Source organism: Stenotrophomonas sp. 3(2025) (assembly GCF_052665395.1).
The window spans coordinates 1-20,117 of sequence record NZ_JBQOIF010000014.1 but is presented as its reverse complement, the minus strand read 5'-3'; the positions used below and the strand labels follow the sequence as shown (position 1 = coordinate 20,117).

The 20,117-nt window shown below is 66.8% G+C and carries 15 protein-coding genes, 1 tRNA gene and 1 other RNA gene; 6 read left to right on the top strand and 11 right to left on the bottom strand.

Annotation, left to right across the window (positions count from 1 at the left end; genetic code table 11):
* Window positions 1-83 precede the first annotated feature (83 nt).
* On the top strand, window positions 84-527 hold the full coding sequence (locus ACUXVE_RS11995; protein ID WP_445514468.1) for a GNAT family N-acetyltransferase: 444 nt from the start codon (window positions 84-86) through the stop codon (window positions 525-527).
* Window positions 528-582: 55 nt separating this feature from the next.
* Here ACUXVE_RS11995 and ACUXVE_RS11990 read toward each other — a convergent pair whose 3' ends face one another.
* From ACUXVE_RS11990 to sugE, 3 genes are all read right to left on the bottom strand, one after another.
* On the bottom strand, window positions 583-9,843 hold the full coding sequence (locus ACUXVE_RS11990) for an autotransporter-associated beta strand repeat-containing protein (RefSeq protein ID WP_445514467.1): 9,261 nt from the start codon (window positions 9,841-9,843) through the stop codon (window positions 583-585).
* 165 nt (window positions 9,844-10,008) lie between these two features.
* Window positions 10,009-10,185: a hypothetical protein gene (locus ACUXVE_RS11985; protein WP_445514466.1), complete on the bottom strand. Its 177-nt coding sequence runs from the start codon at window positions 10,183-10,185 to the stop codon at window positions 10,009-10,011.
* Between the two features lie 25 nt (window positions 10,186-10,210).
* The gene (gene sugE, locus ACUXVE_RS11980; RefSeq protein ID WP_049468377.1) at window positions 10,211-10,528 is read right to left on the bottom strand and encodes a quaternary ammonium compound efflux SMR transporter SugE; all 318 of its coding nucleotides are present in this window, start codon (window positions 10,526-10,528) and stop codon (window positions 10,211-10,213) included.
* Window positions 10,529-10,827: 299 nt separating this feature from the next.
* On the opposite strand from sugE, the gene ffs reads away from it, so the two are divergent.
* Window positions 10,828-10,924: signal recognition particle sRNA small type (ffs, locus tag ACUXVE_RS11975), an RNA gene on the top strand.
* A 76-nt stretch (window positions 10,925-11,000) separates the two neighbouring features.
* On the opposite strand, the gene ACUXVE_RS11970 is transcribed toward ffs, so the two are convergent.
* The 3 genes from ACUXVE_RS11970 to ACUXVE_RS11960 are packed head-to-tail and all read right to left on the bottom strand — an operon-like array spanning window position 11,001 to window position 12,903.
* Window positions 11,001-11,390, bottom strand: coding sequence for a nuclear transport factor 2 family protein (locus tag ACUXVE_RS11970; protein ID WP_222390540.1), 390 nt, complete (start codon window positions 11,388-11,390; stop codon window positions 11,001-11,003).
* Entirely contained in the window at window positions 11,387-12,154 is a 768-nt protein-coding gene (locus ACUXVE_RS11965) for an MBL fold metallo-hydrolase (RefSeq protein ID WP_025878163.1), read from the bottom strand. Before ACUXVE_RS11965 ends, ACUXVE_RS11970 begins: the two co-directional genes overlap by 4 nt.
* Complete coding sequence (locus ACUXVE_RS11960; protein ID WP_025878162.1) at window positions 12,154-12,903, bottom strand: 3-deoxy-D-manno-octulosonic acid kinase; 750 nt, start codon at window positions 12,901-12,903, stop codon at window positions 12,154-12,156. Before ACUXVE_RS11960 ends, ACUXVE_RS11965 begins: the two co-directional genes overlap by 1 nt.
* A gap of 20 nt (window positions 12,904-12,923) precedes the next feature.
* Between ACUXVE_RS11960 and ACUXVE_RS11955 the strand changes: the two genes are divergently transcribed.
* Window positions 12,924-13,970 carry a glycosyltransferase family 9 protein gene (locus ACUXVE_RS11955; RefSeq protein WP_445514465.1) on the top strand — a complete coding sequence of 349 codons (1,047 nt, stop codon included), beginning with the start codon at window positions 12,924-12,926 and terminating at the stop codon, window positions 13,968-13,970.
* Between the two features lie 118 nt (window positions 13,971-14,088).
* On the opposite strand, the gene ACUXVE_RS11950 is transcribed toward ACUXVE_RS11955, so the two are convergent.
* Together ACUXVE_RS11950 and ACUXVE_RS11945 are read right to left on the bottom strand one after the other, a co-directional pair.
* Window positions 14,089-14,493 (bottom strand): DUF6165 family protein, encoded by a 405-nt coding sequence (locus tag ACUXVE_RS11950; RefSeq protein WP_032977378.1) that lies wholly within the window; start codon window positions 14,491-14,493, stop codon window positions 14,089-14,091.
* A 393-nt stretch (window positions 14,494-14,886) separates the two neighbouring features.
* Window positions 14,887-14,977: transfer RNA gene (locus tag ACUXVE_RS11945), tRNA-Ser, on the bottom strand.
* Window positions 14,978-15,146: 169 nt separating this feature from the next.
* Between ACUXVE_RS11945 and ACUXVE_RS11940 the strand changes: the two genes are divergently transcribed.
* Window positions 15,147-15,851: a PP2C family protein-serine/threonine phosphatase gene (locus ACUXVE_RS11940; protein WP_025878157.1), complete on the top strand. Its 705-nt coding sequence runs from the start codon at window positions 15,147-15,149 to the stop codon at window positions 15,849-15,851.
* A gap of 226 nt (window positions 15,852-16,077) precedes the next feature.
* Here the strand turns inward: ACUXVE_RS11940 and dnaQ are convergent, their stop codons facing one another.
* The 3 genes from dnaQ to ACUXVE_RS11925 are packed head-to-tail and all read right to left on the bottom strand — an operon-like array spanning window position 16,078 to window position 17,920.
* Window positions 16,078-16,806 carry a DNA polymerase III subunit epsilon gene (gene dnaQ / locus ACUXVE_RS11935; RefSeq protein ID WP_445514464.1) on the bottom strand — a complete coding sequence of 243 codons (729 nt, stop codon included), beginning with the start codon at window positions 16,804-16,806 and terminating at the stop codon, window positions 16,078-16,080.
* Between the two features lie 4 nt (window positions 16,807-16,810).
* Window positions 16,811-17,263: a ribonuclease HI gene (gene rnhA / locus ACUXVE_RS11930; protein ID WP_049468386.1), complete on the bottom strand. Its 453-nt coding sequence runs from the start codon at window positions 17,261-17,263 to the stop codon at window positions 16,811-16,813.
* Between the two features lie 12 nt (window positions 17,264-17,275).
* Window positions 17,276-17,920, bottom strand: a complete 645-nt coding sequence (locus tag ACUXVE_RS11925) for a hypothetical protein (protein ID WP_445514463.1) — start codon at window positions 17,918-17,920, stop codon at window positions 17,276-17,278.
* Between the two features lie 11 nt (window positions 17,921-17,931).
* Between ACUXVE_RS11925 and gloB the strand changes: the two genes are divergently transcribed.
* Both gloB and ACUXVE_RS11915 read left to right on the top strand, forming a co-directional pair.
* Complete coding sequence (gene gloB / locus ACUXVE_RS11920) at window positions 17,932-18,696, top strand: hydroxyacylglutathione hydrolase (protein ID WP_100551680.1); 765 nt, start codon at window positions 17,932-17,934, stop codon at window positions 18,694-18,696.
* Window positions 18,693-19,895: a lytic transglycosylase domain-containing protein gene (locus ACUXVE_RS11915; protein WP_222390546.1), complete on the top strand. Its 1,203-nt coding sequence runs from the start codon at window positions 18,693-18,695 to the stop codon at window positions 19,893-19,895. The genes gloB and ACUXVE_RS11915 overlap by 4 nt, the downstream gene beginning before the upstream one ends.
* Window positions 19,896-20,117 lie beyond the last annotated feature (222 nt).

Genomic DNA, 20,117 nt, shown 5'->3' with positions numbered 1-20,117 from the left:
CCGGTTTCCGGGCTCGCCATATCCGGACATCACTGGTCCGGACCTCGCGCACAATGTGCCCGCCACCACGATGACAGTCATTCATGACGCCCCGCCCCTACCGCTGCACCGACATCACCGCCTGCCCGTCGATCTTCGACAGCAACGTGCCCACCTACTTCGCACCGGCAGAGCGGGGTGACTTCGAGCGCTTCCTGCACGAACACGCCGTGCAGCGCGCCTTCCAGGTGATCGAGGTCGAGGGCCAGGTGGTGGCCTGCGGCGGCCTCTGGCACTGCGGCGATGGCAGCGCCAGCTTGTGCTGGGGCATGGTCGAACGAAGTCGCCACAGACAGGGGCTGGGACGCGCGCTGGCAGTGGCCCGCTTGCATCAGGCTGAAGCAGACCCATCGGTCCTGCGCATCACGCTCAGCACCAGCCAGCACACGCAGGGCTTCCATGCCGGCCTCGGCTTCCAGGTGGTACGCGTGGTAGCCGATGGCCACGGCGCCGGAATCGACGCCGTGGAGATGCAGCGGGTGCTGTAACCCGGCTCTCGACGGATCCACGCATGGCGTGGATCCGTCGAAGACACGCGCTGGCTCAGAACCCGACGCGCAGGTTCAACTGGCCACCGATATCGTTGCGACCGTCGCCATGCTGGCCCTGCACGAACAGCGACAGCTGGCTGCTGCGTCCCAGGCCGACGGCCACACCGGCCTGGCTGACCAGTGCGTTGCGCGCCATCACGGCACTGTAGGCATCGAACGCAGTGCCACCGACGGCGAAGCTCTGCCGGCTGGCCACGTCGGTGTCACCGGACGCATGCTGCCAGCCCAGCCCGACCGTCAGCTGTGCCGGATAGCGCTCGCCGCTGCCCACATCCCAGCGGCCGCGTACGCCGACGGTGCTGACATTGAGCGTGTCCTTGCCGCCCTCCAGCACCAGCGCCGCGCTGCCGCCCTGCTCCACCGCGCGATCGCTGTCCACCCAGTGTTTGGTGAACTGCACATACGGTTGCAGTTGCGTCCTGCCATGGGTCCAGGTCCAGCTGCCTTCGATCTGGGCGATGGTGACATCCGAATCCTGGCGGCTGTGCAGCGTCTGTGCCAGCAGCGGCACTTCACGCGTGGTGCGCGTGCGGTAATCGCCGCGCGACACACTGCCACCGACCGCAAATCCGTTGCTCCACTCGCCCTGCGCATACAGTCCATAGGTGTTGCCACGCAGGCGTGCACGCGACTGGCGATCGTACAGCCGCGTATCCAGCCGCTCGCTGCCCGCCGCCGCACCCAGCACCACATGCTCGCCGAGCTTCCAATCGACGCCGGCCATCAGTGCATTGCGGTTGGCACGGATCTGGTCACCGTTGCCATCGCCGTCCTGCTTGAACACCTTGCCGCTACCCGCCAGCCATGCCGAAGCACGCTCGCCACGCACCGTCGGCAACTCGCTGCCAAGACGCTGGCGGATGCCCTCTTCCAGGTAGTTGTCGTACAGCAGCACTGCACGGCTGGCTGCATGCACTTCACCGGAGAGCTGGTTGAACGCGTTGCGCGCGGTGGCGGTGTCGTAGGCCAGCAGCGTGTTGTACAGGCCCAGCGCCGCGCCGGTCTGCGGCAGGCTGTCCAGCGCCGATGCCACGCCCAGCTGGTTGCGGGTCTGCGCAGCCGTGACGAAGGCCGCTGTCTGCTTCACATCGATCTTCAGCTGCGCGGCATTCGCTGTGTAGACCGGGCTCAGTGAGAGGAACGCCGAGGTGGTGGTGGGAGGCACGAACTGCCCGCTGACGCCGCCGCCTGCGTTGATGATCGTGTACTGCTGGCCCTGCTGGTAGCTGGTGTTCGGGTCGATGGCGTTGACCACCACCGATGCACCACCGATGTTCGCGCTGCCGCCCACCTGCACCACGTCACTGCCGGTAGCGCCCAGGTCGACCGACAGCGTGCTGCCCGGTGCCAGGGTCAGGTTGCCGCCCACGGTGATCGCGCCCGTACCGTTGCCGCCACTGCTGCCATTGCCCGGGCCGTTGCCCGGCGATACCACACCGCCGCTGCTCACGGTGACGCCGCCAGCGCTGCCGCCGATGGTGCCGGTACCCGACAACGTGGTGCCGCTGCCGATGGTCCATTGGCCACCGACGGTGCCGGTGACATTCAGGCCACCACCGGTGACCTGACCGGTACCGGTGAATCCGCCACTGTTGCCGCCCAGGTTGAGCAGGCCAGGGCCGGCCTGCACGATGCTGCCCGCGCCACTGATGCTGCCACCCAGCGTGGTGGTGCCGCCGGTGTTGACCACCAGGCCACCGTTGTTGGTGATGTTGCCGGTGACCGCGCCGCTGGCGCCGCCGTTGCCGATCTGCACGGTACCGCCGGCATTGATCGTGGTGCCACCGGTATAGGTGTTGTTGCCGGTAAGGACCAGCGTGCCGCTGCCGGCCTGGGTCAACCCGCCGCTGCCACTGACCACGCCACCAAGCGTGGTATTGCCGCCGACGTTGAACACCAGGCTGCCGTTGTTGCTGACGTTGCCGGTGATCGCACCGCTGGCCCCGCCATCGCCGACCTGCAGCGTACCGCCGGTGTTGATGGTGGTACCGCCGGTGTAGGTGTTGTTGCCGGTCAGGGTCAGCGTACCGGCACCGGCCTGGGTCAGACCGCCGCTGCCGCTGACCACGCCCGCGAGCGTGGTGTTGCCACCCACGTTGAACACCAGGCTGCCGTTGTTGCCGACGTCGCCGATGATCGACCCCGTTGCACCACCATTGCCCACCTGCAGGGTGCCACCGGTATTGATGGTGGTGCCGCCGGTGTAGGTGTTGTTGCCGGTCAGCGTCAGCGTGCCGCTGCCGGCCTGGGTCAGGCCACCGCTGCCGCTGACGGTGCCACCGAGTGTCGTGTTGCCCGACAGGTTGACCACCAGTGCGCCGTTGTTGGTCACGTCGCCGACGATCGCACCGGTCGCGCCGCCATTGCCGATCTGCAAGGTGCTGCCACCGTTGATGGTGGTTCCACCGGTGTAGGTGTTGTTGCCGGTCAGGGTCAACGTGCCGGTGCCGGTCTGCACCAGGCCACCGCTGCCACCGATGGTGCCGCCGAAGGTGGTGCTGGCATTGCTGCCGCCGGTGGTCAGGGTGGAACCGCCGAGCACCACGTTGCCGCTGGCAACACCGGCCAGACCACCAATGGCCTGGTTGCCGGCCGCACTGATGTCCAGCGTTCCGGCGCCGGCCAGGTTCACTGTGCTGGCCGAGGACAGGCTGCCACCGGCGGCGACCGCCAGGGTGCCGCTGTTGATCGTCGTGGTGCCGGTGTAGCTGCTGGCACCGCCCAGGGTCACCGTCGCCGCACCATCCTTGAGCAGGCTGCCATTGCCGGCGATATCGCCGTCCAGCGTCAGCGGCGTGCCCCCCAGCAAGGTCAACGTGCCGCTTGCCAGCTGCACGTTGTTGCCCAGGGTCAGCGGCACACTGCCGTCCAGCGTGGCGTCACCGCCTACGGTCAGCGTGCCGGTGCCCAGGGCACCACTGCCGCCCAGCGACAGGCCACCGGCGTTGAGCGCCACTCCGCCACCGAAGGTGTTGTTGCCGGTGAGGCCGAGCACGCCCGCACCGTTCTTGACCAGGCCACCGCTGCCGCTGATGTCGCCGGCAAAGGTGCTGTTGCCCGCTGCGTTGGTGGTCAGTGTGTTGCCGCCAAGGCTGATCGTGCTGCCGGCGACGCCGGACAATGTACCGATGGCCTGGTTGCCACCGCTGGAGATGTCAAAACCGGTACCGGCGTTGGCCAGGTTCACTGCGCCGGTTGCGGCCAGGCTGCCACCGGCGCCGATCGCCAGCGTGCCGGCGTTGATGGTGGTGCCGCCCGTGAAGGTGTTGGTGCCGGTCAATGTCTCGGTACCGGTGCCCTCCTTGATCAGTCCACCGGTGCCGCCGATCGAACCACTGAATACACCATTGGTGGCATCGCCGATGGTCAACGTGTTCGCGCCGAGGTTGACCGTGCCATTGCCGATCAGCGTGCCGAATACCTGCGTGCCGCTGCCGGCCGAAAGATCGAAGGTGGCGCCCGTGGCCAGATTGACGATGCCGCTGGCGGCCAGGCTGGCACCGGCACCGAGCGCGAGCGTGCCCGCGTTGATGTAGGTGCCGCCGGTATAGGTGTTGGTGCCGTTGAGCGTGAGGGTAGCAACGCCGTCCTTGGTCAAGCTGCCGGCCCCCGACAGATTGCCGTTGAGGGTGAGATTGTTGCTGCCGAGCACGGTCAGGCCCGCGTTGAGCACCATGTTGTTGGCCAAGGTCACCGCACTGCTGGAATCAAGCGTGGAAGCGCCCCCCACCGTCAGCGCGCCGGTTCCCAGCGCAGCGTTGTTGCCCACCACCAGGCCGCCAGCATTGAGGGTGACGCCGCCCCCGAACGTGCTGGCACCGTTGAGGGTCTGCACGCCGGAGCCGTTCTTTACCAGCCCACCGCTGCCGGTCAGGGCACCGTTGAAGGTCGCGTCGGTGGTACCTCCCAGCGTCAGGCTGTTGCCCCCCAACGACACCGTGCTGCCGGCCACACCCGCCAGCGAACCGATGCTCTGGTTGCCGCCAGCGGAGATGTCGAAGGTGCCGGTACCGGCCAGGTTCATCGCGCCGGTCGGCGACAGGCTGCCGCCCGCCCCGATCGCCAGCGTGCCGCTGTTGATGACCGTGCCGCCGGTGAAGGTGTTGCTGCCGGTCAGGGTGACCGTCGCCGCGCCATTCTTGATCAGGCCACCATCGCCGGTGACCGCCCCGCCGAGCGTCAATGCATTGCTGCCAAGCAGGTTGAGCGTGGCACCGGCCAGCAGGTCGATGTCGTTGCCGAGGTTCGCAGCGATGCTGCTGTCCAGCGATGCGTTGGCGCCCACGGTCAACGCGCCGGTACCCAGCGCGGCATTGTTGCCCACCACCAGGCCGCCACCGTTGAGTGCCACCCCGCCACCGAACACGTTGGCGCCGCCCAACGTCTGGATGCCCGTGCCGTTCTTGACCAGCCCGCCGGTCCCACCAATCACGCCATCGAAGGTACCGTTGCCAACACCGCCGAAGGTCAGCGTGTTTCCGCCCAGCGCCACGGTGCTGCCGGCGACGCCGTTGAGCGCGCCGATGGTCTGGTTGCCAGCAGCGGAGATGTCGAAGCCGGTGCCCGGCGCGGAAAGCGTGACTGCACCGGTTGCCGCCAGGCTGCCACCGGCACCGATCGCCAGCGTTCCCGCATTGATCAGAGTGCCACCGGTGAAGGTGTTGGTCCCGGTCAGCGTTTCAGTACCGGTCCCCTCCTTGATCAGGCCGCCGGTGCCGGCGATGGAGCCGCTGAAGACACCGTTGGTCGGCCCGCCGACGGTGATCGAGTTCGCGCCCAGGTTGACCGTGCCACTGCCGGTCAGGGTACCGAAGGTCTGCGCACCGTTGCCTGCCGAGAGATCCAGCGTAGCGCCGCTGGCCAGGTTGACAGTGCCGCTGGCGGCCAGGCTTGCACCTGCTCCCAGGGCCAGTGTGCCGGCATTGACGTTGGTGCCGCCGGTATAGGTATTCACGCCGTTCAAGGTAAGCGTGGCAGCACCATTCTTGATCAGGCTGCCTGTGCCGGAGATCACCCCGTTGAGCGTCAGCGCATTGCTTCCGAGCACGGTCAGGCCGGCGTTGAGGGCGATGTTGTTGACCAGTGTTGCCGCCAGGCTGGTGTCGAGGGTCGCCGCGCCACCCACGGTCAGCGCACCACTGCCCAGCGCCCCGTCATTGCCGAGCAGCAGGCCACCGGCATTGAGGCTGACGCCGCCGCCGAAGGTGTTGGCAGCCGACAACGTCTGCACGCCTGCCCCCACCTTGACCAGCCCGCCGCCTCCACTGATCACGCCATCGAACACCGCATCGGCTGCCGTACCGAAGGTCAGCGAGTTCCCTCCCAGCATGACCGTCGAACCGGCCACGCCATCCAGCGTGCCGATGGTCTGGTTGCCGGTTGCCGCCGATAGGTCAAAGCCCGCGCCGGCGCCGCCGAGGGTGACGTCACCCCCTACAGCCAGGCTGCCGCCTGCGCCAAGCGCCAGGGTTCCGGCATTGATCGTGGTGCTGCCGACGTAGGTATTCGCGTTGGTCAGGGTCAGCGTGGCCGCACCGTTCTTGACCAGTGCGCCATTGCCGGACACCACACCGCCGAGCGTCAGCGCATTGCTGCCCTGCAGGGCGAGCGTCGTGCCCGAAGCCAGGTTGATCGCGTTGCCCACGGTGTAGGCAGCGGCAGTATCCAGCGTTGCATTGCCGCCGACGTTGAGCGCGCCCGTTCCCAGCGCGCCTGCGTTGCCCAACTGCAGGTTGCCGCCGTTCAACGTCAGGCCGCCACTGAAGCCGTTGGCGTTGCCGAGGGTCAACGTACCGGCGCCGTTCTTGACCAGACTGCCGGTGCCGGAAATCACACCATCGAGCGTGAGTGCGTTGCTGCCGATCAGCGTCAGTGCCGAGCCTGCGCCAAGGTTGACCACATTGGTCAGCCCAAGCGCAATGCTGTTGTCCAGGCTGGCATTCGCAGCTACGTTCAGCGCGCCGGTTCCCAGGGCTCCACTGTTGCCCAGCAACAGGCCGCCGCCCGCCAGGTTCAGGCCGCCCCCGAAGGTATTGGCACCGTTGAGCGTCAACACCGTGGCGCCGTTCTTCGCCAGGCCACCGTTGCCGGACACCACGCCGCCCAGCGTGATGTTCTGGCTGCCGGGGAGCGTAAGAATCGCACCGGTACCCAGGGCCACGTTGTTGCCCAGGTTCAGCGCAACCGCCGCGTCCAGCGACACGTTGCCGCCGATGTTCAGCGCGCCGGTGCCCGCCGCCGTACTGCTGCCCAGCAGCACGCTGCCGGCATTGAGGTTGAGGCCACCGCTGAAACCATTGGTACCGTTCAAGGTCAACAGCGAGGCGCCGTTCTTGGTCAGGCTGCCGACGCCGGAAATGTCGCCGTTCAACGTGATGTTGTTGCTGCCGCCCAAGGTCAGTGCCGCACCGAGGTTGACCGCGTTGCCCAGGGTCAGCGCAGTGCTGCCGTCCAACGTCGCGGCACCGTTGACGCTGAGCGCGCCGGTGCCCAGTGCACCGCTGTTGCCCAGCAGCAGACCGCCAGCATTGAGCGCGACGCCGCCGGTGAAGGTGTTTGCGCCGGTCAACGTCTGTACGCCACTTCCGTTCTTTACCAAGCCTCCGCCGACGCCACTGATCACTCCAGCGAAGGTCTGGTCGGTCGCACTGCCAAAGGTGAGCGTATTGCCGCCCAATGCCATGGTGGAACCTGCAACGCCGGACAGTGCACCGATGGTCTGGTTGCCACCCAGGGAAAGGTCCAGCGCCGCCCCAGCCCCCGACAGGCTGACCGCGCCGGTCGCGGCGAGGCTGCCACCACTGCCCAGCGCCACCGTACCGGCAGCAACGTTCAAACCGCCAGTGAAGGTATTGGCGCCGTTGAGCGTCAGTGTCGAAGCCCCGCTCTTTATCAGGCCGCCACCACCGGAAATCGCCCCGCCCAGTGTCAGCGCGTTGCCACCCAGCACGTTCAACGAACCTGCCGCGCCGATGATCACGTCATTGCCCAGGGTCAGGGCTGCGGAGGTATCCAGCGTCGCGGCGTTGTTGATGTCCAGCAGGCCGGTACCGAGCGCACTGCTGTTGCCCAACAGCAGGCCGCCACCGTTGACGACCAGGCCACCACTGAACGTGTTGGCGCCGTTCAAGGTGAGCAGCGATGCGCCGTTCTTGCCAATGTTGCCGACGCCGGAGATCACCCCGTTCAACACCACGGGCTGGCCGCCCTGCAGCGCGAGCGAGCCGCCAGCGCCGAGCGCGATGTCGTTGGCCAGGCTGAGCGCCGCAGTAGTGCCATCCAGCGTGACCTCGCCGCCCACGCTCAGCACACCCGTTCCCAATGCACCGCTGTTGCCGAGCAGCAGGCCGCCGCCATTGAGGGCAACGCCCCCACCCAGGCTGTTGCTGCCCGACAACGTCTGCACCCCTGCACCGACTTTGACAAGGCTGCCGGTGGTGCCGGTGAAGTTGCCGGCGAAGGCCGTATTGCCGAGGCCACCCAGAGTCAGTGCATGGGTGCCAACGTTGACCGTGCCACCTGCACCGGCCAGCGAGCCGATGGTCTGGTTGCCAGCGGCGGACAGATCCAGCGTCGTACCGGTGCTCAGCGAGATCGCGCCCGTCGGTGACAGGCTGCCACCCGCCCCCAGCGCCAGCGAGCCGCCGGTAATGGAGAAGTTGCCGGACAGCGAATTGGCACCGTTCAAGGTCAACGTTCCCGCGCCCCCCTTGATCAGGTTGCCAGCGCCGGAAATCGAGCCGCCCAGGGTCAGCGCCTGGCTGCCGAGCAGATTCAGCGTCCCGCCACCATTGACCACGACATTGTTTCCGAGAGTGAAACCGGCCGTGGTATCCAGCGTCGCCGCCCCACCCACGGTGAGGTTGCCGCTGCCAAGCGCGCCAGCGTTGCCCAGCAGCAGGCCACCTGTGTTGAGGTTGACGCCACCGCTGAACAGGTTGGCCCCTCCCAGCGTGACAATGCTGCTGTTGCTGACCGTCAGCCCACCGGTGCCACTGAGTACGCCCCCCAGGGTAAACGCGTTGGTGCCGGCCAAGGTCAGCCGTCCACTCCCGTTCAGCGCGAACGCATTGGCAAGCGAGAGACCGGCGGTAGAGGCCGCAATGGCGCCGCCGTTGACGTCCAACAGGCCGCTGCCGAAGGACCCGCCATTGTTGAAGGTGACCAGGCCGTCATTGAGCGTGGCGCTGGTGCCAGCCCAGGCACCGACAAGGTTCCAGGTGCCGCTGTTGACGGTCAGGTTCTCGAATCCGGTGTAGCCGGACCAGTTCACCGTGGTCACCGCACCGCCGGTGCCACTGCCCGGGCCGGTTGCGCTGTTCTGCAGCAGCAGGCGGTCGCCGGTACCGGTACCGCCATCGACGATGCCCGCCGCTGCGAGGTTCACGCCTGCAGCGCCGAACACGCCTGCGATACCGGTCGCCAGCGGCCCCAGCGCCACGCTGGAGCCGGACACTGCAGTGAAGCTGTTGCCGGTCGTGGTGGAGTTGCCCAGATGCACGCTGCCAGTGATGGTGCCGGCATTGATCACGGTGTTGCCAGCAGCCGAGCTACCCAACCCGATGCGCCCGGTGATGGTGCTGGTATTGACGAGGTTCGCCTGGGCACCGCCGTAGGTGACGATCGCCGCAGCATCGGCGGTGGTCAGCAGGCCCGCTCCGAGAATGGACATGCCCACGGTGCCGTTGTTGGTGATGTTGGTTACCCCGCCAGCAGCGTTCTCGGCGATCAGCGCCTGCCCGCCCAGCCCCAGGATCGAGCCGATGTTGACCAGGCCCTTGATGCTGCCGCCCGCCTGGTTGGTGACGTTGATCGTGTTGCCACCGGCAGTGTTGTTGCCCAGCACCATGCCAGAGGCAGCCAGACTGATACCTCCGTTGAGAGTGGGATCAATCGAGCCTGCGTTGTTCACAGTGATACCGTTGCCGGTCAGCGCCACTGCGTTGCCGCCGACGATGGGCAGCACGCTCAGCACCGCGCCGGTGGCGATGTTCAGGGTCACGCCATTGGCGGTACTGGAAAAATTGTTCTGGTTCGTCGTGCCATCGCAGGTAATCACCGCACCGGCCGTGGTGCAGGCTGCAAACGCCGAACCGCTGGCCAGTGTGGCCGCCAATGCCACTGCCAATCGCTGTAGTTTCATCCCGCGCCGTGTTGCCGTGATACCGCCTCCCGTCGGATTCCGGGTGATTTCCGAGGCCACCTGCATCACACCCAGGGCACGGTTGAAAACCAGACGGTAAATGCGGTTCATCGGTAAATCTCCATGAAATGACCGGTGGCACAGCAGGCATATTTTTTGGAGGTGATGTCGTCCTGCCCTGCTCCACCCGGGAACAAGACCTGCGGTATCAACCTTGAAAAACAGTCACACTTTCACGTGCAAGCGCTGCAGGAACTGCGCGCGCCTGCCTGTCCGTCAGCGCGAAAACTCCCCGGTTTCGCTTGACGAATGGGCGCACTGTGCGGCCGTCAACGCCAGCACCACGTGAATCCGGAACTTTATTTTCATGATGGCCGTCAAATAATCACGGCAGTCGTCACGACTTTGCCGAAAATGCATATTCTCTTGTTTCTGCAGAACGGGAATATCCATATTCCCGCCGCATTCGTAACCGGCCTCAGCTGCTGGAGAGTTTCATCAGCACCAGGCCGGCGACGATCAGTACCGCCGCGCCAATCCGCATCGGGCTGACCTGCTCGCCCAGGAACACGATGCCGACCACGAAAGCACCGACCGCGCCGATACCGGTCCAGATCGTATAGGCGGTGCCCAGCGGCAGGCTGCGCATGGCGACGGCCAGCAGCCAGAAGCTGGCGATCATGCCGACGATGGTGATGACGGTGGGGGTGAGTCTGGTGAAGCCTTCAGACTGCTTCATCGACACGGCCCAGACGATTTCCAGCAGGCCGGCAAACAACAGATAGATCCAGGCCATGACAGCCCTCCTTTGGTAGGGCCAGGCCGTCCTGGTCATTGCATCCCGATGTGGGGGAGGTCGTTCCTCCTGGGACCGGATTCTAGCAACGGCGGCAGCCACCGGCCGATGCTGGGGGCACAGGGTTACATCGGATTCAGTGCATGAAGCTGGCATCAACGCACCTGCCTGCGCTAGAATGCGCCTCTGCCATCGGTAAGCCGATGTGCAGTCCGGCTGTGGTCTCCGGCGCACAACGCGCTGCTTTCCCTGATCCGTGAATCGGCCGCCTCCGGGCGGCCAATGTCTCTATGGTGGCCCCGTCGGCCCCTCGCGACGCTAGGTCGAAAACTCCGCCAGGGCCGGAAGGCAGCAACGGTATCGATCGACGCGGGCGCCGAGGTCAGCCGGCGGGGCCACCGCCTTTTCGGCGAAACCCCGCTCCGGTAGATGCCAACCTTGGTTGGCGCCCTTCGCCGGGCATGCCCTGGCGCTACCGCGCCTCAGGCGTACCCTGATGGAATGCCACCCGCCAGCCCGTTGAATGCTGACGCCACAGCGAGCTGCGCAGCACCCAGCGCTGTGGTTGGTCATCGACGTGATAGCGACTGCGGTAACGCACCTGGGCCAAGCCCTCTGCCAGCATCCACACGGCGTACCGGTCCGACTCGATCACCACCTGCGCACGCTCCAGCGGGATCTCTTCCAGCGCGGCCTCACGGCCGTAGCACTGGCCGGAGCTGCCGATCTCGCTGAAATCCTCATCCAGCAACGCCGCCAGACGCTCATGGTCTGCGCGCACCTGCGGGCAATGCAGTGCGCGTTCCAGCCCCTCCAGTTCGGCGGCCAGCGCCGGTGTAGCGGCGGCGCCAGCGCTGCTCACGGCGGATCCTGCGCCAGCACGTGCGGCGCCGTGGGTGCGGCCAGCACAACGCACTGGCCCGGCTGTGCCACCCGGTGCCCGCGCGCGGCCAGGGCCTGGCCATCGGCCACGCTGGCGTAGTGGTACAGCATCATCCGTGCCTGCAGTTCGGCGCTGTACTCGCGCTCTAGGTCATCCACCCCGGTATGCGAAGGATTGCCGTGCAACCCGCAGTCGTGGGCGATCAGTTCGTTGTCACTGGCATAGCGCGCCAGCATTTCCGGAATCGGCCGGGTGTCCCCGCTCCAGGTCAGCGCGCCCTGCAGGCGCAGGCCATAGGCCGTCTCCGGCCAGTGGTGGCGCACGGGGAACACCTCCAGCCGCACGCCCTCGTGCCAGAACGCATCGCCCACCACGATCAGCTGGAAGGCATCCCAGAAGTTGGCGCCGCCCTCGGCCAGTACGTTCGGGTAATCGCCGATGCGCTTGTGCAGCAGCGGTACCACCGTGGCCGGCACGTACAGGCGCACTTTGCCGCGCCGCTGCGCGCTGAAGAAGGTATCCACGAACAGCCGCTCGAAACCGGCCACGTGGTCCAGGTGTACATGGGTGACGAACAGCGCCTGCGGCATATGCCCGTAGTGGGCCTTGAAGGCAGTCAGGCCTTCGCCGCCGCAGTCGATGGTCAGCCAGGGCCGGCCATCGCGCTCGATCACCGACATGGGCGAACCCAGCTCGACCGCCGACGCATTGCCGACGCCGAGGAAACGCAACGACCAGTCCATCAGGTGCCCCGGTTCCAGGCCATGTCATAGGCGCGGCGCAGGCGCGCATAGTCTTTTTCCACGTCTTCCACGCTGCGCTCACCGCGCAGCTTGATCAGCGAGCGCAGCAGGCGCTTGAGATTGCGCTCGCGCCAGGCCGTGGCCGGGATGCGGATCACCCCGCGATCGAAGTCGATCAGCCAGCCATGCCCGTTGCCATCGAACAGGATGTTGTGCGCATTGAGATCGGCATGGTCCAGCCCGGCACGGTGGAAGCGCGCGATCATCCGCCCGGTTTCCTCCCACGGCGCCCCGCGCCCGGCCACCAGTGCGCGGTCGGCCAGCGAGCGCACCCCTTCGATCCGTTCCATCAGGATCGCGGCGCGGTAGCGCAGGCCTTCACGCATGTAGAAGGCGGCAATCGGCCTGGGCACCGGCAGCTTCTTCTCGCGCAGCGCGCGCATCAGCCGGAATTCGGCAAAGCTGCGGGTCCGGTCCGCCCCCCGCCAGATGTACTGGTCGTGGCTGATCCGGGCCGCCAGCCCCCCGCGCAGGTAGTGCCGCAGTACGCTGGCGCCGAACGGCGCATCCACGAACCAGGCGCTGCCACGGCCGCCCTCACCCACCGGCCGGGCCTTGCCGGCCCAGTGCTGTGGCGAGAACAGACCGATGTCGGCTTGCCGCAGCCGCTCGCGGTCGAACAGAATGGCCCCGATGCCGCGACCCTCGCGGCATGGCGTCAGCGCTTCATTGGCGTCGAATGCGACCATTCCTTTGAGTCTAACAACACATGGCATCAGCGTCCTCCTCCTTGTGTCTTCTGCGCCTGTCCGCTCTTGGCGATGTGACCCACGTAGTGCCGCTGGTGCGCACCCTGCAGGCCGCGCGACCGGACACGCCGATCCACTGGATCATCGACAAGGTCGGGCAGAAGCTGCTCGATGGCCTGCCGGGCGTCACCTTCCACGCCTACGACAAGAAGACCGGCATGGCCGGAGTGAAGGAGCTGCGCAAGCAGTTGCCGCCCGGGCGTTTCGAGGCCCTGCTGCAGATGCAGGTGGCGTTCCGCGCCAACGTGCTGTCGGCCTTCATTCCCGCCGAGCGCCGCATCGGGTACGACCGCAGCCGCTCCAAGGACCTGCACGGCCTCTTCATCAACGAACGCATCCCTGATCGCCCGGGTATCCATGTGCTCGATGCCATCGGCAGCTTCTGCGAGCCGCTGGGCCTGCGCCAAACCGATGTCAGCTGGGACCTGGCCGTGCCGCAGGCCGCCTATGACTGGGCCGCTGCGCAATGGCAGGACGATGGTCGGCCGGTGCTGATGATCTCGCCCTGCTCCAGCCATGTGCGCCGCAACTGGTACGCCGACCGCTATGCCGAGGTTGCCAACCATGCCGTCGCGCGCGGATGGCGGGTCGTGCTGTGCGGCGGCCGCAGCGAACTGGAGCGCAGCATGGCCGACGCCATCCAGGCCCAGCTGGATGTTCCGGCGCTGGACCTGGTCGGCAAGGACACGCTCAAGCAGTTGCCGGCCCTGCTGGCCCGCGCCAACCTGGTGATGACCCCGGACTCTGGCCCGATGCACATTGCCAACGCAATGGGTACCAAGGTGCTGGGCCTGCATGCGGCCAGCAACCCGAACCGCAGCGGCCCGTATTCGGACCGCCGCTACTGCGCGGACCGCTACGACGACGCGGCGCGCAAGTACCTGGGCAAGCAGGCAGCCGACCTCAAGTGGGGCACCAAGATCGAATTCGACGATGTGATGGAACTGATCACGGTCGAGGACGGCATTGCCGCGTTCGAGCGTTACGTCGCCGACCACCTGGGGTGAGTGGCACGCCGGGCGGCCGAGCGCTGCCTACTGGGTGCGGACCTTGGTCCGCACCGTCCCGCAACCCGGGAGATCCATCCACGCATGGCGTGGATCTACTGCGTCGGGCCGCCCGGGATTACGCGCGCTGCGTGTAATCCTGGTAGGACTTCTCTTCCACGTACGCCGAACCCAGCGCCAGGTTGATCGCCTTCTTGATGCGTGCGCGTTCGTCGTTGCGCAGGTACACGCTGCGCGCCAGGTCGATGAACCCCTGATCGAACGCCTGCGCCTTGTCCTTCAGGCGGATGTCGTCCTCGATCTCCCACAGCTGCTCGTTGACCGCCTTCAGCTCGGCGCGCAGCTTGGCGATGTCCTTCACTGCCGCCGGGTGCGCCATCCACGTGGTTTCCAGCGCGGACAGCTCCTTGCGTACGTTGGCCAGCTTGCCTTCGTCACTGATGCGCTCGGACTTGATCTGCAGGATCGAGATCTTGTCCAGCAGCTCGCCGAATGAAACGGGGACGAGGATTTCAGCGGTCATCGTGGCGGCTCCAGCAGGTGATGGCGTACATGGTAACCCGCCGCACGCGAACGGCATCCACGCATGGCGTGGATCTACTCAAGCATCCGGGGGAAGGTCGGCAAAGGGAGGGGCCCGAACGTTGCATCGCAACGATTGGGGCGACGCGCGAAGCGTCGTCGCATCCCCGCGACAGATAAAGAAGCCACCGATCCGTGCAAGTTGACGCAAAGCCATCTGGAGCAGCAAGCCCCTCTGTTGAGGGGCTGCCCCGACAGGGGCGGGGAGAGGCCGGCAAAGGGAGGGGCCCGAACGTTGCATCGCAACGTTTGGGGCGACGCGCGAAGCGTCGTCGCATCCCCGCGCCAGATTAAAAAAGAAGGGCTGCCTTTCGGCAGCCCTTCTTTTTTAATCTGGCGGAGAGGGGGGGATTCGAACCCCCGAGGCGCTATAAACGCCTGCCTGATTTCGAGTCAGGTACATTCAACCGCTCTGCCACCTCTCCAGATGTTCCCCGGCGAACCGGGGACGCGCATCATACGAGGAAGCGCGGCTGACGACAAGTCATTGCGCCCAATGAAGTGAAATTTTCCTGACTGCATGGCTTGCCGGATGTCCGCTTGGCCGTGATCATGCCGTTCTCCCCGGCATTACCCCCTCGCCCAGCGCCCACCATGATCGAATTCGGACATCTCACCCATCCCGGCCTGCGCCGCGAGCTCAATGAGGACACCTATTACGGTGACGGCGAGCTGGCCCTGTGGCTGGTAGCCGACGGCATGGGCGGGCACGCCTGCGGCGAGGTGGCCAGTGCACTGGCGCGCGAGACCATCGTCCGTGAGATCCGCCGTGGCGCGCCGTTGGCGCAGGCGATCCGCACCGCCGACGAAGAAATCATCCGCGCCTCGCGCCGGCGCAACGACAGCCTGCCGATGGGCACCACCGTGGTCGCTGCACGGGTGCAGGGCAACCGTTACGAAGTGGCCTGGGTCGGCGACAGCCGCGCCTATCTGTGGCGCGATGGCCAGCTTGCCCAGCTCAGCCAGGACCACAGCGTGGTGCAGGAACTGGTCGCGCAGGGCAACCTGACGGCCGAGCAGGCGCGCGCCCATCCCCACCGCAACGTGGTCACCCAGGCACTGGGCGTCACCGACCCGGCACACCTGAACGTGGCGACCACCAGCGGCGAGCTGCGCCCGGGCATGCAGTTGCTGCTGTGCAGTGATGGCCTGACCGAGGAAGTGGATGACCGCGGCATCGCCCGCACCCTCGCCTTCGACGACGCCAGCGCACAGGAATGCGTAGACAGCCTGGTCGCCTCCGCCCTCGACGGCGGCGGCTCGGACAACATCACCGTGATCCTGGTGCGCTGCCACTGATGCCGGCTGGAGGCAAGCCCCCTGAGTCAGGGGGCGGCCGCGAAGCGGCGGGGGTCTGGGTGCTGGTGAGACGGGGCCCACGATCTGCAGCGCAAATTGTGGGGCGCCAGCGCGATTGCGCTGGCGCGTCATCGGACAACATCACCGTGATCCTGGTGCGCTGCCACTGCCCCATGCAGGCCGTGGATCTACAGTAGAGCCACGCCATGCGTGGCTACCGCGGCGCCTACGCGCTCGCGGCCTCTTCCACCTTCGGGCCGTCCCACAACGCGTGGCCGGCCTTCTTGCGCAGCCGCTCCAGACGCGCCGCATGCGCTTCCTGCTCCGACGGCGTGGCTACCACGCGCGGCCGCGGCAGCAGCTTGGACGCATCGAACGCCTGCAACGCCGCAGCGCCACCGGCATCGTCATCGCCCAGCCCGAAGCCGATCTCCTCCTGGCCCGAGGTCAACGCGATGTACACATCACCCAGGATCTGCGCATCCAGCAGACCGCCATGCAGGGCGCGGTGCGAGTTGTCCACGCCCAGCCGCTTGCACAGGGCGTCGAGCGAGTTGCGCTGGCCCGGGAAGCGCTCGCGCGCCAGCACCAGTGTATCGATCACCGTACAGCGATCGGTGATCTTCCCGTACTGCTCTCCCAACAGGGAAAGCTCATTGTCGAGGAAGCCCAGGTCGAACGCGGCGTTGTGGATGATCAGCTCGGCGCCATCGATGAAGGCCAGGAACTCCTCCACGACCTGCGCGAACGCCGGCTTGTCGGCGAGGAATTCCAGGGTCAGGCCGGTCACTTCCTGCGCACCCTGTTCGAATTCGCAGTCCGGCTTCAGGTACTGGTGATAGGTATTGCCGGTCGGGCGGCGCTTGAACAACTCGACGCAGCCGATTTCGACGACGCGGTTGCCCTTCTTCCACTCCAGGCCGGTGGTTTCGGTATCAAGGATGATCTGACGCATGGGCTCAGTTTACCGGGCTGCCGTCGCGGATCTGGATCGCGGCGTTGCGGGCCAGGGTATCCACGCGTTCATTGTCCGGGTCGCCGGAATGGCCTTTCACCCAGCGCCAGTCGATCTGGTGCCGCAGCGTGGCGGCCTGCAGGCGCTCCCACAGTTCGCGGTTCTTCACCGGGTCACCGCCGGCGGTCTTCCAGTTCTTGCGGATCCAGCCCGGCAGCCACTGGGTCAGGCCCTGCCGTACGTACTGCGAATCGGTGTAGAGGACGATCTGGCAGGGCTCGGTCAACGACTCCAGGCCGGAAATGGCCGCCATCAGCTCCATCCGATTGTTGGTGGTATGGGCTTCACCACCGCTCAGTTCGCGCTCGTGCCCCTTGTAGCGCAGCAGCGCCGCCCAGCCACCAGGACCGGGATTGCCGAGGCAGGAACCGTCGGTGTGGATTTCGATGGTTTTCAATACAACTCCAGATCAGGTAGCAACGGTGCCGTGCCAGCGCACGGGCAACGGGGTCGGCCCGGGCAGGGCCAGCGTGCGTTTTTCAGCGTGGAACAGGCAGGCCGCGCGCAGGGGGGCCCAGCCGCCGCGACGGCGGCTGCCGGCACCCTGCCACATCGGCCCCAGGTAACGCATGTCCTCGCATTCCAGCCCATGGCGCTCAAGCAGCTGGCGGATCCGCTGCGGCGTGCGCACCACCAGCCCGCGCTGGCGCCAGCGCGTGCGGAACGGGCTGAACGGGTTGAGGCTGGTCAGCCACAGATGGCCGCCGGGCATCAGCACGCGCTCGCATTCGTCCAGCAGATGGTCGGCATCGCCGACGGTCACATGCTGTAGCACGATGGCGTTGACACTCTCGTTGGGCAGCGGCAACGGCAGGCCACAGCGGGTATCGCCGGCATAACCAGTGCCCTGGCGATGCAGGCGCAGGCCCCGACCGCCCAGCTGCGCATCGGCCAGCCAGGCGGCGCTGGGAGCGATCCACAACCAGGGCCGGGTCGGCAGCAGCGACAGCTGCGGCAGCAGCAGCTGACGTTCGAGCACGCGCAGGGCCTCCGCCGGTTCACTGTCGAACCACGGGGCCTGGCTCGCTTGACGGGTGCTCTGCAGCGCGGGCATGGTCCAATTCTATGCGACTGACTGCCCTGCCCGCATTTGCGGACAATTACATCTGGATGCTGATCGCCGACGACGGTGCTGCCGTGGTCGTCGATCCCGGCGACGCTGCACCGGTACTGGCGCTGGCGGCCCAAGGCGTGCGCGTGGACACCATCCTGCTCACCCATCACCACGACGATCACATCGGCGGAGTACCGGCGCTGCAGGCGCGTTTCCCCGGGGTGCGCGTGGTCGCACCGGTCGAAGAGCGCATCCCCATGGCCACCGAGCGGGTCGGCGAAGGTGAACGTGTTCAGGCACTGGGCCAGATGTTCCACGTACTATCCGTCCCCGGGCACACCCGCAGCCACATCGCGTTTCACACCGCTGAACAGCTTTTCAGCGGAGATTCGTTGTTCAGCCTGGGCTGTGGACGCCTGTTCGAAGGTACGCCGTCCCAGCTGCTGGCATCGATGCGCAAGCTGGGTGCCCTGCCCGCGCAACTGCTGCTGTGTTGCGCTCACGAGTACACCGTGTCAAATGCCGTCTTCGCGCGGCATGTCGACCCCGCCAACGCTGCGTTGTTGCAGCGCCAAGAGGAGGCTTTGGCCATGCGCCGCGATGACCGTTCCACCCTGCCAGTGTCCCTGGCCGATGAAATTGCCTGCAATCCGTTCCTGCGTACCCACACGGCGCCCATCCGCGCGGCCGTGTCGGCGCACCTGGGGCGCGAAGTCGTGGACGACGTCGACGTCATGGCCGGTCTCCGGCACTGGAAAGACGGCTTCCGCGCATGAGTCGCCGAAGTCTGCCGCTGGCCCTGGGTCTCGTCCTGGGGTTGGCCGGAACTGCCGGCGCACAATCGCTGGGCGCCGGCATCAGCCAGAACCTGACCGCCGCCTCGGCCCTGCCGCTGGATCCGTCAACGCTGCCGGCCGCATCGGTACGTAACGGCCAGGAGATCTTCTCCAGCTTCCGCGACGGCCTGGCAGAACCTACCTGTGACGCCGAAGCCACCAGCCCGCGCTGGCAGAAGCAGTTCGCCCATGCGCCTTCGCGGTTGGCCAACCAGGATGACGACGCGCTGGTGCTGTTCGGCTATGTGGTCGAAGAGCTGCGCAAAGCCAACCTGCCCACCGAATTCGCCCTGATTCCCTTCGTCGAAAGTGGTTACCGGCCCAATGCCCGCAACGGCAGCGGCCCGACCGGGCTGTGGCAGTTCATCGCCACCACGGCACGCAACCATCGCGTACCGATGAGCAACAACTATGACGGCCGACTGTCGGCAGTGGAGTCCACCCAGGCCGCCGTGCGCTACCTGAAGACCCTGCATGGCATGTTCGGCGGTGACTGGCGCCTGGCCACGATGGCCTACAACGCCGGTGAATACCGCGTGCTGCAGTCCATGCGCAAGGCCGGCATGAATGCGCAGAACGCCAAGCCGGCCGGCCTGCCCGGGCTGTCGCCGGTCACCCATGCCTACGTCGAGAAGCTGCATGCCCTGGCCTGCGTGCTGGAAGACGTGGAAGACCAGCCGGGCGTGATGGCCTCGCTGGACCGCACCGTACCGGTGCTGAAGGACCACACCCTGCCGGCGGGCACCAGCGTCCAGCAGTGGGCCGCCCAGCGCGCCCTGGACCCGGCCAAGATCGCCCGCCTGAATCCGGCACTGGCCGCCGGCAACCGCCCGTCGGGCGCGGCCCGCGTACTGGCCCCGGTTTCGGCGTCCAACGCGGACGTTGCCGACATCACCAGCACGGCCGTTGCCACCGCAGTGGCCAGCACCTCCAGCGCCGCGCCGAGCCCGCAGGTGGCCAAGGTGGTCGCCTCGGCTGCCGATCGCCCGCGCAACCGTCGCCACACCGTTCGCAATGGCGAATCGGCATGGACCATCGCCCGCCGCTACGGCATGCCGGTAAAGGCGCTGTTGTCGCTGAACGGCTTGAGCGGCAGCAGCGTGCTGAAGCCAGGCGCGGTACTGCGCGTCGAGGATTGAGGTCGGCGCGGCGGCGCCGCGTGGTTTCCGGCCAACGGCGGAGCCCCTCGCGGGCGGCCGTGATCGCTCGTGTGCGGCCGGGCAGATAGGCTGCGCAGGGGCCGCTGCAAGCACGTCCCTGTAAGCTCGGTCGCCGCCTGCTCGCGTGCGCTGTCCTGCGCACACGGCAAGACCGGGGTTGGGCGTCCTGCCCAACCCGCCCGAGGCATGCCTCGGGCCCAT

What these genes read in the sequence shown, in the direction of transcription:
- sugE (WP_049468377.1), bottom strand. Translation starts at nt 10,528, where the DNA reads ATGGCCTGGATCTATCTGTTGTTTGCCGGCCTGCTGGAAATCGTCTGG.
- dnaQ (WP_445514464.1), bottom strand. Translation starts at nt 16,806, where the DNA reads ATGCGTCAGATCATCCTTGATACCGAAACCACCGGCCTGGAGTGGAAG.
- ACUXVE_RS11965 (WP_025878163.1), bottom strand. Translation starts at nt 12,154, where the DNA reads ATGGACTGGTCGTTGCGTTTCCTCGGCGTCGGCAATGCGTCGGCGGTC.
- ACUXVE_RS11990 (WP_445514467.1), bottom strand. Translation starts at nt 9,843, where the DNA reads ATGAACCGCATTTACCGTCTGGTTTTCAACCGTGCCCTGGGTGTGATG.
- ACUXVE_RS11950 (WP_032977378.1), bottom strand. Translation starts at nt 14,493, where the DNA reads ATGACCGCTGAAATCCTCGTCCCCGTTTCATTCGGCGAGCTGCTGGAC.
- gloB (WP_100551680.1), top strand. Translation starts at nt 17,932, where the DNA reads ATGCGACTGACTGCCCTGCCCGCATTTGCGGACAATTACATCTGGATG.
- ACUXVE_RS11985 (WP_445514466.1), bottom strand. Translation starts at nt 10,185, where the DNA reads ATGGATATTCCCGTTCTGCAGAAACAAGAGAATATGCATTTTCGGCAA.
- ACUXVE_RS11955 (WP_445514465.1), top strand. Translation starts at nt 12,924, where the DNA reads ATGGCATCAGCGTCCTCCTCCTTGTGTCTTCTGCGCCTGTCCGCTCTT.
- ACUXVE_RS11940 (WP_025878157.1), top strand. Translation starts at nt 15,147, where the DNA reads ATGATCGAATTCGGACATCTCACCCATCCCGGCCTGCGCCGCGAGCTC.
- ACUXVE_RS11915 (WP_222390546.1), top strand. Translation starts at nt 18,693, where the DNA reads ATGAGTCGCCGAAGTCTGCCGCTGGCCCTGGGTCTCGTCCTGGGGTTG.
- ACUXVE_RS11925 (WP_445514463.1), bottom strand. Translation starts at nt 17,920, where the DNA reads ATGCCCGCGCTGCAGAGCACCCGTCAAGCGAGCCAGGCCCCGTGGTTC.
- ACUXVE_RS11960 (WP_025878162.1), bottom strand. Translation starts at nt 12,903, where the DNA reads ATGGTCGCATTCGACGCCAATGAAGCGCTGACGCCATGCCGCGAGGGT.
- ACUXVE_RS11995 (WP_445514468.1), top strand. Translation starts at nt 84, where the DNA reads ATGACGCCCCGCCCCTACCGCTGCACCGACATCACCGCCTGCCCGTCG.